Below are 17,116 nucleotides of genomic sequence, written 5' to 3' on the forward strand. Positions count from 1 at the left end.
AACATTGCAAGTTTTTTTTTAATTAAATTCATCCACTTTCATTCTTTGCGCTTTAAATCTTTGCATAGTGGGGTTGCTAATGTATAAAAATAGTAAAGGTAAGCCGATCAGCGTAGCAATAGGTGTTATCCACTATAATGATCAGTATCTACTGGGATTTAGAAATGGTCAGCAACATCAAGGCAATCGATATGAATTTGTTGGAGGTAAAATTGATGCTCACGAAAGACCTGATCAAGCTTTGATAAGAGAGGTAAAGGAAGAAGTTGGTTTAATAATTGATAGTACAAATGTCATCAATCAACTAGGCGTTCTAAACCACACCTATGTTGAACAAAAAGTCGATCACATCACGTCGGTAAAAAAGGTTTGCTTGCATGTGTTCAGAGTAACGCTATCGCAGCAACAGTATCAACAGCTGATAATAAAAAATGAAGGGTGTGAAGGGCAAACTCTAAAATGGGTTAGCTTAAAAAGCTTAGTGGAGGGGCAATATAAGCTGCCGGATGCCAACAAATCTATCTTAGAGTGGTTAAAGCTGCCTAATACAATTGTAATAACGTATGACTTATTATTAAACGCATTAAATGTTTTCGATAATGATCTTGATAAAACAAATGATGCCTTAGCTGTATTTGAAGGTTATCAATCTCTAAATGACAATGATATATTAACTCAATGGTTAGTCTTTCATTCAGAAAAGCTTCCTCACAAAGGGTGTGTTTATGTTCGACTCAAGCGGGCGACTATGGAGCAACAGCGACACGCTATCATTTCTTTAATAGAAAAAAGACCGGACTTACAATTAATCATTAATAAAGATGTGGCTGCAATTCTTAGCGAAAAAATGGCAGCACATGGTATGGGATTACCTAAGCAGATTATTGCCCAGCACCTTACCCATAATCAATTGACAACGCTAGTAAAGGATAAGAAAACCTTATCTCAGTTTGACAGTCAGCAACTTAACTTACCGATTGTGGTAAGTTGCCATGATGTTGAAAGTATTCAGCACGCAAATGCACTGGCTCAACAAAGAATTGAAAAGGCTCTATCTCCAGTCGTTGGTGCTTTTATCTCTCCAATCGCAGTGACTCAGTCTCATCCTAATCATAAACCTTTAGGATATGAAAAATTTGCAAAACTTGCGGAAGCAATGCATGTACCCGTGATTGGGTTAGGGGGGTTGGACCCTAGTGATTTAATAACCGTTCGGCAGCATGGTGGCGATAAAGTTGCAGGTATACGTCATTTCATGACTTAAAGCGTATATGATTTATCCCTGCTGAAAACGTTTAAAGGTTCAGCAGACCCTAATATCAATAAAGATACGTATTTGAAAATTTATATTTATACACATTATTTACAAACCGTTGCTTATATATACATTATTTGTATGGTGCTGAAAGTAGAGGAGGCTATACTAGCTTTAAGTTACTACCTATTACCATTACTACCTATTACCAACTAATCAAAATATATGATTTGAGAACTTTCTCAAGTTAACATTTATTTTAAAAGACTTATATTTTAAAAGACTTAAGTTTTTAAATATGAAGAATCTATTTAAGATAGATGACGCTATAACACGAGGTATACTATTATGTCTGATTTAAATAATGCTTTTCATGAACGTCGTTTCATGACAACTTTACTAAAGCATACCGGTATCGCTTTGGCTATTTTAGTGCCATTAGCCGCATATTCATCGCTTGCTGAATCAGCTACAATATCTACATCTACGCAAAGTAGTTCAGATACCTCTTTAATGACAGATAAAGTAGCAAACGTAACACCTTCTACACCTATTGACAATCAAATGACTAATAGTGTTTCTCATTAAAAATATATTGATTGATATGTTCTGAAATTGATATGTCTTGAAATAGGCGTTTGATATAATATCATGGTCAAGTAACTATATATTTAGTAATATATTTAATAATAATTTTAAGGCTCTAGGCTCTACTAAATGCTCTAATAACTGGGTTACGCAAACTACAAAAAGTATTTTATTATAGTTTCTAAGTGTTTCTCTAATTGACTCTGCTATCTATCTCTTTACATAGCTAGCCATTTATTAAAATTAACCTTAATACAGCAACATTTCTAATGCCATTGTTGTATTAAGTTTTTTTTAGTAGGTTAGTATTATATATCCGCTCACTTTTACCCTTTCAACCATAAAAATTTACCTAGTATAGTTTAGGTATTCATTAGGCTGGCTTAAATAGGGATTTTCATTTAAAATTGACCTCAAAAGGTAAGTAAGTTAAATAAAACAGTTAACATTCTGTTGATTGACAGTTTGTACTGATTTTTCATTGATTATTATAGGATGACTATTGTGAGTAACGCTGATTCGTGCCGTAAGTTGCATCAAGACCACTTGACTGCATACCAAAAACAAGAAACAAAAGCGCTTAAGCTGGTTAGTCTATTACATGATCTTTATACAAATAAAGATATAAAAGTGACATTGTTTGGTGAGTCTCTCAATGGGCTGTCAACCGCTGATCTGTTAACTAAATTACAGCAATCCTCTACTCGCAATAATGGCGCTGCCTTAACCATTGATGCCGTATTGGCAGTTGTTGAAGATATTAAAGACGTAGATGATTTACAAACTGCCATTGTTGAAGTAGGGCAACTACTTAAACATAACGTTAGGGTTGTTGACGCAATTAATAAGATTGATAAAACCCTGACAGCAAATAGTGAGGCTACTGATGTTGTATTATACGGCTTTGGACGTATTGGCCGTATCCTAACCAGATTGCTGCTAAATGAAGCTGCGACTGATAAAGGATTGCAATTAAAAGCTTTTGTGGTGCGTCCGGGTAAACAGGGAGATATTGCTAAACGCGCCTCTCTACTAGAGCGTGACTCTGTCCATGGTACGTTCAAAGGTTCAATTGTTGTTGATGAAGAGAATCAAGGTATTATTGTTAATGGCCGCTTTATTCAGGTTATTTATGCTAATGACCCTAGTGAAATTGATTACACCAGCTACGGCATTAACGATGCAATTGTGATTGATAATACCGGTATCTGGAAAGATGAGGAAGGCTTAGGTAAACATTTGCAAGCTAAAGGTGTCAAAAAAGTATTGCTGACTGCTCCTGCTAAAGGTGACATTAAGAATATCGTATACAATGTCAATAGTAATACCATTGGCGATGATACTATTGTTAGTGCTGCCAGTTGTACTACCAATGCCATTACTCCTTCATTAAAAGTGTTAAATGATAAGTATGGTATTGAAACTGGCCATGTAGAAACGATTCACGCATTTACAAATGATCAAAACCTCATTGATAACTATCATAAGGCTGACCGTCGTGGTCGTAGCGCTGTATTAAATATGGTTATTACTAGTACAGGGGCTGCTAAAGCGGTCGGTAAAGCGCTACCTGAATTAAATGGTAAACTTACTGGTAACGCTATCCGTGTGCCAACGCCAAATGTAAGCATGGCCATTTTAAATTTAAATCTAAAGGAAGCTCCTGAAAGCGCAGATGCGTTAAATAGTTTTTTTAAAGAGGTGGCAAATAGCGACAAGTGGCAATCACAAATTGCTTATACTGATTCGACCGAAGCTGTATCCACCGATTTTATCGGAACCAAGCAAGTTGGTATTGTTGACGCACAAGCTACGATAGTTACTGATAATCATGCTACTGTTTATATCTGGTATGATAATGAGGTAGGTTATAGTACTCAAGTATTGAGAGTTGCTGCGCAAATGGCTGGCATTAATTATGTTAATATCAGCGTTTAATAAGTATGGCTGTAATAAGCGTGCTAAATGAGTGACCGAGAGCATTATTAACAATGCCCGATAATCTTTAAGGTTATCGGGTATTTATTTTTTTATAATGCTGTAGAATATGGCATGAAATTTTAATACTGTTTTAAATGCCGCGTATAAACTGACGGGTTGTAAGTTCAATGTTTATAAACTTATGATTTATACTTTTAGTGACGTATAGGTATATGAAGGGTCAACGTGATGAGTTTTGAGGGTTTTCTAAAATATTACCTATATATCGATTATTACACACTAGCTATATTTATATAATATTAAGTGAACAGTTAGTCTACAGGTCATGGTGTTAAACTTTGTCGTACATTTCCAGTGTTTATGCTATTAGAGCTTTAAAATAGCTGCGTTTAAGATTAGGAATAATCTATAATTTATAGCAATTTAATGTTATTTATATATCAAGAATTATTTATATATTAAGAGAAGTTAAGGGAGCAAGACCAATGCGATTTATTGATGAAGCAATTGTTACTGTCAAAGCAGGAGATGGCGGTAACGGCATTGTGAGCTTTCGTCGTGAAAAATATGTGCCACGTGGGGGCCCTGATGGTGGAGATGGGGGGAAGGGAGGTGATGTTATTGTTGTGGCAGATGATAATACCAATACACTCGTAGATTACCGATATACCCGTCGTTATGATGCTGGTCGAGGCGAAAATGGACATAGTAAAAATTGCTCTGGAAAAGGTGCAGACAATATTTATCTGCGTGTACCAGTGGGTACCACCATTATAGATAACGAGACAGGCGAAGTTATCGGAGATTTGACTGAAATGGGTCAAGAGTTACTTATTGCTAAGGGTGGAGATGGTGGATTAGGGAATACTCATTTCAAAAGCTCAACCAATCAAGCGCCGCGTAAAGCAACTTCGGGTTTTGCCGGTGAACTAAAAGAATTAAAGTTTGAGCTAAAAGTAGTGGCTGATGTTGGATTAATTGGTTTACCTAATGCGGGAAAATCAACTTTTATTAGACAAGTTTCTTCAGCCAAGCCAAAAGTAGCAGATTACCCATTTACGACTTTAGTGCCAAATCTAGGTGTCGTAGATGTTGGCTTACAGCGATCATTCGTTATGGCTGATATTCCAGGGTTGATTGAAGGGGCATCTGAAGGGGCTGGCCTTGGCATTCGTTTTTTAAAGCATGTTGCTCGAACTCGTAGACTACTACACATAGTTGATATAAAACCAATTGATGGTAGCGACCCTGTTGAGAATACTGAGGTTATTCTTAATGAGTTAGAAAGGTTTTCTCCCGAGTTGGCCAATCTACCGCAAATATTAATTTTAAACAAAATTGATCAAGTGCCGGATGCTCAAGAACTAAATGAACTGTGTACTCACATTGTTGCTGAGCTTGGGTGGACAGGAATGGTATTTCGTACCTCTACATTGACCGGTGAAGGTGTGGATGACGTTAAGTATCATTTAATGAATGAGATTGAACGTGAACGAGAGCGTGAAGAGGAAGATCCAATATTTGCTGAAGCGCAAAAAGAACGGTTTGAACGCTTAGAGGCGGAAGTAAGGCTGAATACCGAAGAGCAAAAAGAAGCCTATCGAGCTGCTAGGAAAGCGCAACGTGAGGCGGCAGCTGAGCTTGGATTAGATGACGATGATGCTGACGACGATAATGATGGTGTAGAGATTATTTATGCACCATAAATGTTACAGGGTAATAGTTTCTTGCAGCGTGTCAATAAATTTAACCTGATGTTTTTCATATTTACTCATGTAAATGAGCTACGATGATGTATCATTGAAGAGCACGATAGTGTTGGCTAGACCCTAACACATCATTACCCCATTCATTATTGACCTATCAACACTCAAACGAATTTGGTTTTATTGTCAATAATGTGTCATTTATATTTAAGTCATTAATAGTTTTGAATTTAATTTAAATTTTTAGGAGATTTATGAGTATTCAAAAGAAACGCGAAGACTCACATTCTAACCCTATGAAAGTAAGCATTCCAAAACCGACTGATGCAAATGATGAACGATTTATTAGTCAAGGACGTGACTTTAGTATACAACGAGTAATTGTAAAAATAGGGTCATCTTTGTTAACTAATAATGGCAAGGGATTAGATCGAACTGCCATATATGAATGGGCTAGCCAACTTGCTAAGCTTCATAAAGAGGGTAAAGAGGTCATTATTGTGTCTTCAGGTGCGGTTGCTGAGGGCGTGGTAAGGATGAATTTGGAAGAGCGTCCTAAGAAGTTAGAAGCACTGCAAGCTTGTGCAGCTATTGGACAAATGGGGCTTCTTCAAACGTGGTCGTCAGCATTGATTCAAAGTGGCATACAAAGTGCACAGATTTTACTAACCCATGATGATTTAGCTAACCGAGAAAGGTATCTCAATACTGCTAATACATTAGATAGATTGCTAGATTGGCGTGTTATACCTGTCATTAATGAAAATGATACTATCACAGTTGATGAAATAAAGTTTGGTGACAATGATACGCTGGCTGCTATGACAGCTGCTATGGTTAGTGCAGATTTATACATTATTTTGACTGACCAAGAAGGTGTGTTTACTGATAACCCAAGAGACAATCCGGATGCAAAAATGATACTGCAAGAGCGTGCAATGGCAGACTATCTTTTCGATATAGCAGGTGAAGGTGGTAAGCTTGGTAGTGGCGGTATGCTCACAAAAATACGCGCTGCACGGCTAGCAGCGATGGGCGGGTGTCCTACCGTTATAGCAAATGGTAGCAAAGATAAGGTTATCACACGTATTGTGCAAGGCGAACCTGTGGGTACGTTGCTTAAAACCAACCAAGCTGACAAAATAATTGCACGCAAGCAGTGGCTGGCTGCACATTTACGTATGGCAGGCACGCTATTTATTGACTCTGGTGCAGTCAATGCCATTACTATTCAAAATAAAAGTCTACTTCCGGTTGGGGTGGTCGAAATACAAGGCGACTTTGATAAAGGGGATGTGGTGGCTGTTGTCGATATCAATACAAAAGAACGAGTTGCCGTTGGTCAAGTTAACTTTGCTGCCTCGGAAGCGCGACGTGTGGCAAGAGAGCGTACCCAAAACTTTGATAAGATTTTAGGCGAATCTGAAGACCGTGTGGTTATGATTCATCGTGATGATATGGCGATAGTCAATAAATAATATATGTACTCACTTCACTATGTCATCGGCACATAATTAAAAATTAGGTTTATGGGTATACACTTCTGAGTCCGTTTTTGATAAAAGTGTTAATACTAAGTGCTGACATTATGAGGCTACTTTCAAGCTTTCTATAAGAGAAAAAAATGACAATAAATAATGCTTCCTCCCCTGAAATTGATTCTATTGTAACAAGTGATAAATTTGCCCCTTTAAAAAACGATCGTTTATTGAGAGCATTACGCTTTGAGACGGTCGATGTCACGCCTGTTTGGATGATGCGTCAAGCAGGAAGATATTTACCAGAATACAAAGCTACTCGAGCGGAAGCTGGAGACTTTTTAAGCCTATGTAAAGATACTGCACGGGCGACGGAAGTTACATTGCAGCCTCTTAGGCGCTTTGATTTGGATGCCGCTATATTATTTAGTGATATTTTAACCATCCCAGATGCTATGGGGCTTGGTCTTTATTTTGAGGCAGGTGAAGGTCCTAAGTTTAAGAAAACAATTCGTACTGAAGCAGACTTAAAGCAGTTACCAACTTTAGATGTTAATGATTCACTTGATTACGTGATGCGGGCAGTGACAAGCATCCGTAAAGAGTTAAATGGTGCAGTGCCTTTGTTTGGTTTTTCTGGTAGTGCTTGGACACTTGCGACTTATATGATTGAAGGTGGCAGCTCAAAAGACTACCGTCATACTAAAGAGCTTTTATACGGTAAGCCTGAATTCTTGCATTTAGTTTTAGACCATATCGCGATTGCAGTTGTAGACTATCTTGATGCTCAAATTAATGCTGGTGCGCAATTAGTGCAGATATTTGATAGTTGGGGCGGTGCACTAGCACACCGTCAATTTATTGAATTTTCTCATCAGTACAATAAAAGAGTGGTTGCTCAATTAAAACAGCGTCATCCAGATATTCCCGTTGTGTTATTTACTAAAGGGGGCGGGCTATGGTTAGATGTTCAAGCGGATAGTGCGGCAGATTGTTTAGGGCTAGACTGGACAATGCCAATAGATCGCGCTAGAAGAATTTTAGCCAATGAACAAGAAGGGCTGACTACAAAACATAAAAATAAGCGAACGAACAAAGCCATTCAAGGAAATTTAGATCCTGCAACGCTGTATGGTTCGGCAGAAACCATAAAACAAAATGTTAAGCAAATGCTTGATGATGCCTATTCTACTGGCGAGAAATCAGGGTATGTTGCAAATTTGGGTCATGGGATTACCCAATGGGTAAATCCTGATAATGCGAAGATATTTGTTGATGCTGTACACGAATATCAAATATAAACATTGGTAATAGGGAATATGTTTTAAAATATTGAGTTTAGAACCTCTATTAGAAGAAAACATATCTAGTTTCTGATAATGATAAAACGGTTTCAATTTAGAATATTTAATTTTCTTATCGAATTTTGATGCTCAAAAAGGGTTAGGAGATACCATGCTACAAGCAGCTATAGTCGGTGGAACAGGATATACAGGTGTTGAGCTAATTCGATTACTATCAGTTCATCCAAAAGTGTCCATTAAATGGCTCACCTCACGTAGTGAAGCAGGCAAGCCAGTCACTGAAATATTTCCTAGTTTAAGTGGGTTCACAGATTTAATATATAGCGACTTAGGCGAAGGTACTGTTGAGGCACTATCAAAGTGTGATGTGGTATTTTTTGCGACACCTCATGGTGTCGCTATGCAGCAGGCTCAAGCATTGGTTAATAACGGAGTTAAGGTTATTGATTTGGCAGCCGACTTTAGACTCCAGTCGTTAGAGGACTTCGAGAACTGGTATAAGCATAAACATGTTTGTCCTGATTTACTAAAAGAAGCCGCTTACGGTCTACCGGAAGTTAATCGTGATGCTATAAAATCCGCTAAAGTTATTGGAAATCCAGGATGCTACCCCACAACAGCAATATTGGGATTGAATCCGATTATCAAAGCACAAAATAAACTGAATGAAGCACTGGTTGAAAAACGTATTATTATTGATGCTAAATCTGGCGTATCAGGTGCAGGTAGGCAAGCTAAGCTTGATTTAAACTATGCAGAAACAACCGATAATTTTAAGGCGTATAGCGTTAGTGGACATCGACATCTGCCAGAAATAGAACAGGGCGTACATCAAATTTTAGAGAGTGTATTTACCCATAATATTCGATTTGTGCCGCATTTAGTTCCTATGATACGTGGTATGTTTACCACGATTCATTTGAGCTTAACTGAAATGGGTATTGAGCAGGATTTACAAAGCTTGTATGAGACTGCTTATAAAGATGAGCCGTTTATTGAAGTGTTACCAGCTGGAAAGTTGCCTGATACGCGCAGTGTGCGAGCAAGTAATAGAATGCATATTTCAATATATCAAAACAATAGCAGATTTGAGGCGACTATTTTAGTGGTTCAAGATAATTTAGTGAAAGGGGCTGCAGGCCAAGCTATTCAATGTATGAATGTAATGTTTGGCTTTGATGAAACACTTGGTCTTAACCAAATTCCTGTTGTACCCTAATCCTGTCACAATTTCCTATAGTAAAATGTTTTTACATTAAAACTTTTAATTTTGATGAATAAGTTCGCAGCTTTTAACGAGGTCGTAAGAGTGTGATAGGCTGCGAGCAACTGTTAGGTATAATAATAATACTTAGGTATAATAGCGTGCCCCAAAAGTCTGTTGAAAAGAAAGTAGTAATGCAACATTGCGACTTTCGCAAATTTCAATTTATAAACAGACACACCTAATACGAGCCGAAATAAAATGTCAACTGAGATGAGCAAGTCTAATCCCACATCTGCTAAGAGACCATTACCCAATGTGTTGAGTCCTTTTTTATTAGCGCTATTTGCCTGCGCTGTCATATTGACAGGCATCATTATGGCAGTTTTTGGGCATAAATTTGGGTATCAAAGGGGATTCAATGCTTCTCAGTCTAATATTAACGCACATGGTATTAATGCGGAGCTGACCTCTCAAGAAGTTAAAGAGCTGACTCGCAAAGTTGACTCGCTTAATCAATCATTAAATGCAGCTAAACAAGAAAGAGATATTAGCTTAAATAATCTTGGTGTTATGCGTAAGAAACTTGAAGATATAGAAGTGGTTAATTTACAGTTGCAGCAAGTCAATGATTTTTATGCCGATGCTTTGATTGAGCAAAAAGGATTACCCTTACAAGTTATGGGTGCCAAAATTGAACCATTACCTGAAAATGCGTTTGAGTATCGATTTGATGTAGCAATGCTTGCTGCAGATGGAAAATCACATAAGTTGAGACCGCAGTTAATACTGCTTGATGAGACCAGTCTAGTAGAAGTGCCATTGCAACCATTGACCTACGATATTAAGGGTATTTCTAGAATTAGAGGTAGGTTTATAATGCCTACTGGTTTTCAGCCTCGTCAGGTCAAACTTATTTTAGCAGCGAATAACGAACAAGTTGAGCAGATATATAACTGGCGTTTATCCAGTCCAGTGGATAAAATGCCAATGTCGCTCTCTGAAGTGCCTAAAACCGATCAACGTCCTGTGACAGAGGATTAACGATATTCAGTGGTGTTATACATAATGAATATATTAACCTCTTTAGTTATCTATAAACTAAAGATAGTTACTCTAAAAGCTATTGATTATCCAATTATCGTCTCTAATGTTTATGACGTAATGCCAGACGGCAGGTTTAATTTTAATAATACCCATTAAATTATTAATACTAATTTGATACTCTAAATTAAGATACATAAATAAAGTGCTGTAAAAACCAATATAGTAGTGAGCTAAAATAGAGTTGAATAAGATATGAAGCTAGTTAACTGCGTTAAGTAGTTAAAAAAACATTTGGATAAATATAGGATACTCGGCATAGAATCGATACCCATTATGAAAAACGTAAAAATATTACATGACGCCCCAATTACGTGCCTTTTAAACCAATCAAACCAAATGGGCGACTGGCATCATCCTGCTACCTTACCGGTCATTAATCCTGTAAAGAGATTGCCTACCATAATGTCGGATGATGATGAAGAGCATCAAAAAGATGTTGATGTATTAATTGCTGAACCAGAAATTGCTCAGCCACCTATGTATGCCGTCATTATGTATAATGACAACTATACACCGATGGAGTTTGTGGTTTATATCTTAGAATCTGAATTTAAGCATTCAATCGATAAAGCCGTTCAAATCATGTTAGATATCCATCATAATGGACGTGGGACTGCTGGTATATATCCTAAAGATATTGCGGAAACAAAAGCAAAAAAAGTTAATATGATTGCGCGTAAGGAGGGTTATCCACTTTTAACTCAAATAGAACCTCATCAAGAGTAATAGTGCATCTTTTAACTTCTCTCTCTATAGGTTAAATCAGTTTTTAAATATACATTAATAACTGAAATATAATTTCATTAAATTTTTACATAATTTTTACAACTCATTATATATACTTAGATTATATTAATGAGTGTATTGTTAATAAATGATAACTAAACCTAAACCTGCGGATAAGATTTTCTTAAAGGTTTTACCTAGTAAAAACTTGTTATATAGCACATTTTGCTTTTATTTTGCTATTTTTTATTTTTCTATTAGAGCAGAGCGGTTCTTAGACATTACTAAAACTCTTTATGAGTTGCTCTTCTTAAAAAGTCCAATATTAGACCTGCTTCTTCCCTTTAACACCCCTTTCACGTGGTATTACCCTCTCATTTTATATTAATAATTACTTAAAACCTTTGCCATCTTTAAAAACATCTTATATAACGACTTGATATTTGTAGTTGTTAACCCTACCTACTAGGTATGAGTTATCATTAATTGTCTTTGATTTATAACGAGAATTTGGACTATATTAATGATGTACATTCCCATTTTTAAGCAAATACTTATTATCTTATTATTCAATTACATTATTTAAATAAAAATATCAGGAAAGTTCTATGTTAAGTCGTCATCTTGAAGTTTCATTACGGTTAGCCATGACGTTGGCGAGACAAAAATCACACGAATACTTAACGGTGGAGCATCTTCTTCTGGCTTTGCTTGAAAATAATAATGCCTCAACTACATTAAAAGCTTGTGGTGCAAATATTGCTGAGTTACGTACTGATCTGGAAGCATACATAGAGAAGCACACGCCTACGATTGATGAAGATACCGAGCAAACCCCACAAGCTACCCAAAGTTTTGATCGTATTTTACAGCGTGCTATTTTTCATGTGCAATCCATTGGTTCTGGACGTCTTGTGCAAGGCTCAGACATCTTAGTTTCTATGTTCTCAGAACATGATACCTATGCTGTATATTTACTTAAAAAACAAGGCGTAAGTCGTCTAGAGCTAACTCAGTATTTGTCACATGGCAATGAAGAGGATGAGGTACGCACGTCAGCTAAGGGTGAAGAGGGTGCTAAGAAAGATGAAAGAGCCAAAAAAGATCCGCTAGCAGAGTTTGCTACAAACCTAAATAAGCGTGCGGCTGAAGGTAAGACTGACCCTTTAATTGGTCGGGAGGTTGAAATTGAGAGAACGGCACAAGTCTTATGCCGTCGGCGTAAAAATAACCCGTTACTCGTAGGGGAGCCGGGTGTTGGTAAAACTTCAATCGCCGAAGGACTTGCTTGGCTTATTATTAACGACAAAGCGCCTAAACCTCTTCAGGGCTGTGTGATTTATAGTCTAGATATAGGCTCATTAGTTGCCGGTACAAAATACAGAGGGGATTTTGAGAAGCGTATGAAAGGGCTATTAGACGCTCTAAAAAATAAGCCTAATGCTATTTTGTTTATTGATGAGATTCACATGATCATTGGGGCTGGTTCATCAATGAGCAGTAATATGGATGTCTCTAACCTTATCAAACCTGCTCTAGCAAACGGCGAATTAAGATGTATTGGTTCAACTACCTATACAGAATACCGACAAGTATTTGAAAAAGATCATGCGCTATCACGTCGTTTCCAAAAAATTGATGTGAATGAGCCAAATATTGAAGATAGCATTGAGATATTGCGAGGGTTAAAACCTCGTTATGAAGAGTTTCATAATGTCGAATATACAGATGCTGCCTTAGTCAGTGCTGTTAAACTGTCAGCTAAACATATTCATGAACGTTTTTTACCAGATAAAGCCATTGATGTTATCGATGAAGCTGGTGCTTATAAACGCTTAGGCATCACGCCAGACTTGGATCAAATTGAAGACGAAAATCAATTAATTGATGAAATTACGAAAAACGAATTTCATTTAGCGCAGTCTGAAAAAAATCAGCAGCCACCTAGTACACAAGTTGATAAACAAGAAGACAGCCAAGAAGGCAAAGAAGAACAACTACTAGAAGATGCAACTGATATATCACAGGTTGAAAAAGACTCAGACATCGCTTTTGAATCTGACAACTCAGAAGATCCGGTTGACCGAGATAGTAATGCTGTCAATGATAAAAAGAATGTGTTAGATACGGATTCGACTTTGGAGACAGAGTTAGAGAATGTGGAAGCTACTGTCATTGATGTTGAAGATATTGAAGCAATTATTGCCAAACTTGCTCGTATTCCACCAAAATCTGTATCTAATGATGATAAGTCTTTACTCGAGCATTTAGAGCGTGATTTAAAACGTTTAGTATTCGGTCAGGATGAAGCTATTAAAACCTTGTCTGATGCGATAAAGCTATCACGGGCAGGGTTAAAACCAGCTGATAAACCAATCGGTTCGTTCATGTTTGCAGGACCTACAGGTGTTGGTAAAACTGAAGTGTCTAAACAACTGGCTAACTTGATGGGTATTGAGCTAATACGCTTTGATATGTCAGAGTATATGGAAGCTCATACGGCTTCTCGGTTAATTGGTGCACCTCCTGGGTATGTTGGATTTGATCAAGGTGGTTTATTAACGGAAAAGATTAACCAACATCCCCATTGTGTGCTACTTTTGGATGAAATTGAAAAAGCACATCCAGATGTGTTTAACCTGCTGTTACAAGTTATGGATCATGGTACGTTGACAGATAATAATGGTCGAATGGCAAGCTTTAAGCAGGTCATTCTAATTATGACCACAAATGTCGGTGCTGAGAATATTAGCCGTGCCTCTATGGGCTTTACTAAGCAGGATCATAGTAAAGATAATACAGAAGCAATGAATCGAGTATTTACGCCTGAGTTCCGTAATCGTCTAGATGCTATTATTCAGTTCAATCCACTTGATCCGATAGTGGTCGTATCTGTAGTGGATAAGTTCTTAGTGGAATTACAAGCGCAACTTGATGATAAACAAGTGGTACTTGAAATCGATGATGCTGTACGTGATTATCTTGCTGAGAAGGGCTATGATCGTTTGATGGGTGCAAGACCAATGCAGCGGTTAATCCAGAATGAGATTAAGAAACCATTAGCCAATATGGTGCTGTTTGGTAATTTATCTGAAGGTGGCGCGGTTCATGTTACATTGAGTGACACACCCTTTGAGCAGCCATTAGATGAAAACGGCAAAGCTGCTGCTGAAAATAGCCGTATTTTACTGACGGTTGTTGAAAAGCATAGTCATCATAATAAACAATTTGAAGAAGGACTCGAAGAGAGTTAATTAAACCGTTTAGAGTTATTATATGCAGACATTTTCTGAAGCTCCAAAGGATATATTAAACGTTAAGACAGAGGCTGAGAAACAAGCGATTTTAGCCCGTGTACAAATGCCTGAGGATTGGAAACAGGTATTAGCGGATGAGTTACTCTCTCAAAATATGGACAGCTTGCGGGATTTTTTAAAGCAAGAATATAAACTTGGTAAAATTATATATCCACCAGCTTCTAAAATGTTCAATGCATTTAATCTCACACCCTTCAATAATGTTAAGGTGGTAATTCTAGGACAAGACCCATATCATGGCCCGGGTCAAGCGATGGGCTTGTCTTTTTCTGTCCCTAAAATAATACCTAAACCGCCATCCTTAAATAATATTCTTAAAGAGATGGCTGATGATATTGGCACCACTTATTCTGCACATGGCGATTTGACGCATTGGGCAAAACAAGGCGTGTTACTTTTAAATACATCGCTCACTGTAGAAGAGGGCAATGCAGGTAGCCATCAAGGTAAAGGCTGGGAGCAGTTTACTGATGCTGTCATAGAAGCTATTAATAAGCAGACCCAGCATACTGTGTTTATTTTATGGGGCAGTAAAGCGAAACAAAAAGGTAAATTTATTGATACAGATAAACATCTTGTGCTGTCAGCTGTTCATCCCTCTCCATTGGCAGCGAACCGTGGTGGTTTCTTTGGTACTCGACCTTTCTCAAAAGCCAACGACTATTTAATACAACATGGTAAGCAGCCGATTGACTGGCAATTGCCTCAATAAATTTGTGTTTATGTATAGACCATTATTACCTGATTACAAGTTTGCTGCTAGACCTATTGTTCTAGCAGATGCTAAGTTTTGGACGCTGGATGATTTTAGATTTATGCAGCAGGCGCTTATACTTGCAAAGCAGGGTAATGATCAGGGTGAAGTACCTGTTGGCGCAGTTATGGTGTGTAATAATGAAATAATAGGGGAAGGGTATAACAGACCAATCAGCTGTTCAGACCCTACTGCACATGCGGAAATTGTGGCGTTACGTTTAGCGTGCACAAATATTGAGAATTATCGCCTCCCTCCAAACACAACACTTTACGTGACCCTAGAGCCTTGCACGATGTGTATTGGTGCCTTAATACATGCAAGGCTCTGGCGACTTGTATTTGCTACTCATGAACCCCGTTCTGGAATGGTAGGCAGCCAATTAAACCTTACCGATCTTGAATGTTATAATCACAAAATTTTGATTCGTTCAGGGCTTCTACAGTCGCAAAGTCAGTCACTGTTGAAACAGTTTTTTAAGGTAAGGCGGCAAAAGGCATTGGCGTATAAACATAGGCCTAAACTTAACTCTAAATAATACTATTTAAAGTAATAGTCATTCATCCATGGACCTTGCTATGAGTTATCCACCTATCATAAGTTATAAGTTATGTTTTTATGTTAGCTTCCTCTTAAAAAATAATATTTACCTGTATTAAATAAGTATAGAAATTATCATCTAATCAAATTATCATCTCATCAAAAAGTTACTCAAATTATCATCTCATCAAAAAGTTACGCCGTTTACTTTATAGATTAGAGTATCTTACTCTTGTTCAAGCAATAAATAATATCTGGATTTAGATATTGATATTTGCTATAATCCGCCCCTATTTGTATTTATCGTAGTCTCGCATAAGTTTGTCAAAGTATATTATCTCGATTTTATCGATAGGTTTTGAGTTTAATATAGTGCGGTATTTGTTGATATCATTAAGGGCTAGCCATATCCAATGAATTATCCTGTTATCACAATTGATGGACCTAGTGGTGCTGGTAAGGGCACGGTCTGCTTTAAGCTTGCTCAAGTACTTGGATTTAATCTGCTTGACTCAGGTGCTCTATATCGTATTGCAGGATTGAAAGCTTTCGAAGCGGGTCTACTAGCAGATAATGATCCGACTGAGGATGCGAAGCAAAAAATTACTGAACTCACTGCTAATTTGGACATTCAGTTTGTAGCCGATGATAACACAGGACGAGTTGATATCATTGTAGATGGTGTTAATGTCGCAGGCAAAATTCGTAATGAGACTGTTGGAGGCTACGCTTCTAAAGTTGCTTCACTACCAGATGTTAGAGCGGCACTTCTACAGTTGCAAAAGAATATGGCTTCTCAAAGAGGGTTGATTGCAGATGGTCGGGATATGGGGACAGTGATTTTCCCAGATGCAGATGCAAAAGTTTATTTAACAGCAAGCCCTGAAGCACGAGCAAGCCGTCGAGTTTTGCAATTACAAGAATCGGGGCAAGATGCTGATTATGATACCATATTAGCAAACATTGAAGAACGTGATAGGCGAGACGAAAATCGCAGTATCTCCCCATCGATACCCGCAACAGATGCTTTAATTGTCGATAGTTCTGAGATGAATGCGGAGCAGGTTTATCAAGTGATAAAAAAATTCTGTCAAGAAAAAGGCATTTGCTTTAGTGGTTAAATGACAGTGACTTAAAAAATTTTATTTATTAAGGTGTTACTCCTATTATTTTACGGATAAGTCGCACCAAGATTT

At 37.5% G+C, this 17,116-nt stretch carries 13 protein-coding genes; all 13 read left to right on the forward strand.

Translation table 11 applies throughout. The annotated features are described in order from the left end of the window. Positions 1-79: 79 nt before the first annotated feature. The 13 genes from AC2SLN_RS03175 to cmk all read left to right on the forward strand — a co-directional run bounded on the left by AC2SLN_RS03175 (position 80) and on the right by cmk (position 17,041). The gene (locus AC2SLN_RS03175; protein WP_486548629.1) at positions 80-1,264 is read left to right on the forward strand and encodes an NUDIX domain-containing protein; all 1,185 of its coding nucleotides are present in this window, start codon (positions 80-82) and stop codon (positions 1,262-1,264) included. 378 nt (positions 1,265-1,642) lie between these two features. Then, a complete protein-coding gene (locus tag AC2SLN_RS03180) occupies positions 1,643-1,843 on the forward strand; it encodes a hypothetical protein (RefSeq protein WP_495057352.1) in 201 nt (66 codons plus the stop codon). Positions 1,844-2,338: 495 nt separating this feature from the next. After that, a complete protein-coding gene (locus AC2SLN_RS03185) occupies positions 2,339-3,781 on the forward strand; it encodes a glyceraldehyde-3-phosphate dehydrogenase (protein WP_486548627.1) in 1,443 nt (480 codons plus the stop codon). A 488-nt stretch (positions 3,782-4,269) separates the two neighbouring features. Continuing rightward, a complete protein-coding gene (obgE, locus tag AC2SLN_RS03190; protein WP_486529934.1) occupies positions 4,270-5,490 on the forward strand; it encodes a GTPase ObgE in 1,221 nt (406 codons plus the stop codon). Between the two features lie 296 nt (positions 5,491-5,786). After that, entirely contained in the window at positions 5,787-6,968 is a 1,182-nt protein-coding gene (gene proB / locus AC2SLN_RS03195; protein WP_486548777.1) for a glutamate 5-kinase, read from the forward strand. A 146-nt stretch (positions 6,969-7,114) separates the two neighbouring features. Next, positions 7,115-8,269 (forward strand): uroporphyrinogen decarboxylase, encoded by a 1,155-nt coding sequence (gene hemE / locus AC2SLN_RS03200; RefSeq protein ID WP_486548626.1) that lies wholly within the window; start codon positions 7,115-7,117, stop codon positions 8,267-8,269. A gap of 154 nt (positions 8,270-8,423) precedes the next feature. Continuing rightward, complete coding sequence (gene argC, locus AC2SLN_RS03205) at positions 8,424-9,491, forward strand: N-acetyl-gamma-glutamyl-phosphate reductase (RefSeq protein WP_486548625.1); 1,068 nt, start codon at positions 8,424-8,426, stop codon at positions 9,489-9,491. A 258-nt stretch (positions 9,492-9,749) separates the two neighbouring features. Then, positions 9,750-10,520: a hypothetical protein gene (locus AC2SLN_RS03210; protein ID WP_486548624.1), complete on the forward strand. Its 771-nt coding sequence runs from the start codon at positions 9,750-9,752 to the stop codon at positions 10,518-10,520. A gap of 399 nt (positions 10,521-10,919) precedes the next feature. After that, entirely contained in the window at positions 10,920-11,309 is a 390-nt protein-coding gene (locus AC2SLN_RS03215) for an ATP-dependent Clp protease adaptor ClpS (protein WP_486548776.1), read from the forward strand. A gap of 608 nt (positions 11,310-11,917) precedes the next feature. Continuing rightward, positions 11,918-14,563 carry an AAA family ATPase gene (locus AC2SLN_RS03220; protein ID WP_486548623.1) on the forward strand — a complete coding sequence of 882 codons (2,646 nt, stop codon included), beginning with the start codon at positions 11,918-11,920 and terminating at the stop codon, positions 14,561-14,563. Positions 14,564-14,585: 22 nt separating this feature from the next. Continuing rightward, the gene (locus AC2SLN_RS03225; RefSeq protein WP_486548622.1) at positions 14,586-15,338 is read left to right on the forward strand and encodes a uracil-DNA glycosylase; all 753 of its coding nucleotides are present in this window, start codon (positions 14,586-14,588) and stop codon (positions 15,336-15,338) included. Between the two features lie 10 nt (positions 15,339-15,348). Then, the gene (tadA, locus tag AC2SLN_RS03230; RefSeq protein WP_486548621.1) at positions 15,349-15,918 is read left to right on the forward strand and encodes a tRNA adenosine(34) deaminase TadA; all 570 of its coding nucleotides are present in this window, start codon (positions 15,349-15,351) and stop codon (positions 15,916-15,918) included. A gap of 415 nt (positions 15,919-16,333) precedes the next feature. Next, positions 16,334-17,041, forward strand: a complete 708-nt coding sequence (cmk, locus tag AC2SLN_RS03235) for a (d)CMP kinase (RefSeq protein WP_486548620.1) — start codon at positions 16,334-16,336, stop codon at positions 17,039-17,041. Positions 17,042-17,116: the final 75 nt, after the last annotated feature.

The sequence above is a fragment of the Psychrobacter sp. CX90 genome, from assembly GCF_057396305.2.

What these genes read in the sequence shown, in the direction of transcription:
- AC2SLN_RS03175 (WP_486548629.1), top strand. Translation starts at nt 80, where the DNA reads ATGTATAAAAATAGTAAAGGTAAGCCGATCAGCGTAGCAATAGGTGTT.
- AC2SLN_RS03180 (WP_495057352.1), top strand. Translation starts at nt 1,643, where the DNA reads ATGACAACTTTACTAAAGCATACCGGTATCGCTTTGGCTATTTTAGTG.
- AC2SLN_RS03185 (WP_486548627.1), top strand. Translation starts at nt 2,339, where the DNA reads ATGACTATTGTGAGTAACGCTGATTCGTGCCGTAAGTTGCATCAAGAC.
- obgE (WP_486529934.1), top strand. Translation starts at nt 4,270, where the DNA reads ATGCGATTTATTGATGAAGCAATTGTTACTGTCAAAGCAGGAGATGGC.
- proB (WP_486548777.1), top strand. Translation starts at nt 5,787, where the DNA reads ATGAAAGTAAGCATTCCAAAACCGACTGATGCAAATGATGAACGATTT.
- hemE (WP_486548626.1), top strand. Translation starts at nt 7,115, where the DNA reads ATGACAATAAATAATGCTTCCTCCCCTGAAATTGATTCTATTGTAACA.
- argC (WP_486548625.1), top strand. Translation starts at nt 8,424, where the DNA reads ATGCTACAAGCAGCTATAGTCGGTGGAACAGGATATACAGGTGTTGAG.
- AC2SLN_RS03210 (WP_486548624.1), top strand. Translation starts at nt 9,750, where the DNA reads ATGAGCAAGTCTAATCCCACATCTGCTAAGAGACCATTACCCAATGTG.
- AC2SLN_RS03215 (WP_486548776.1), top strand. Translation starts at nt 10,920, where the DNA reads ATGGGCGACTGGCATCATCCTGCTACCTTACCGGTCATTAATCCTGTA.
- AC2SLN_RS03220 (WP_486548623.1), top strand. Translation starts at nt 11,918, where the DNA reads ATGTTAAGTCGTCATCTTGAAGTTTCATTACGGTTAGCCATGACGTTG.
- AC2SLN_RS03225 (WP_486548622.1), top strand. Translation starts at nt 14,586, where the DNA reads ATGCAGACATTTTCTGAAGCTCCAAAGGATATATTAAACGTTAAGACA.
- tadA (WP_486548621.1), top strand. Translation starts at nt 15,349, where the DNA reads ATGTATAGACCATTATTACCTGATTACAAGTTTGCTGCTAGACCTATT.
- cmk (WP_486548620.1), top strand. Translation starts at nt 16,334, where the DNA reads ATGAATTATCCTGTTATCACAATTGATGGACCTAGTGGTGCTGGTAAG.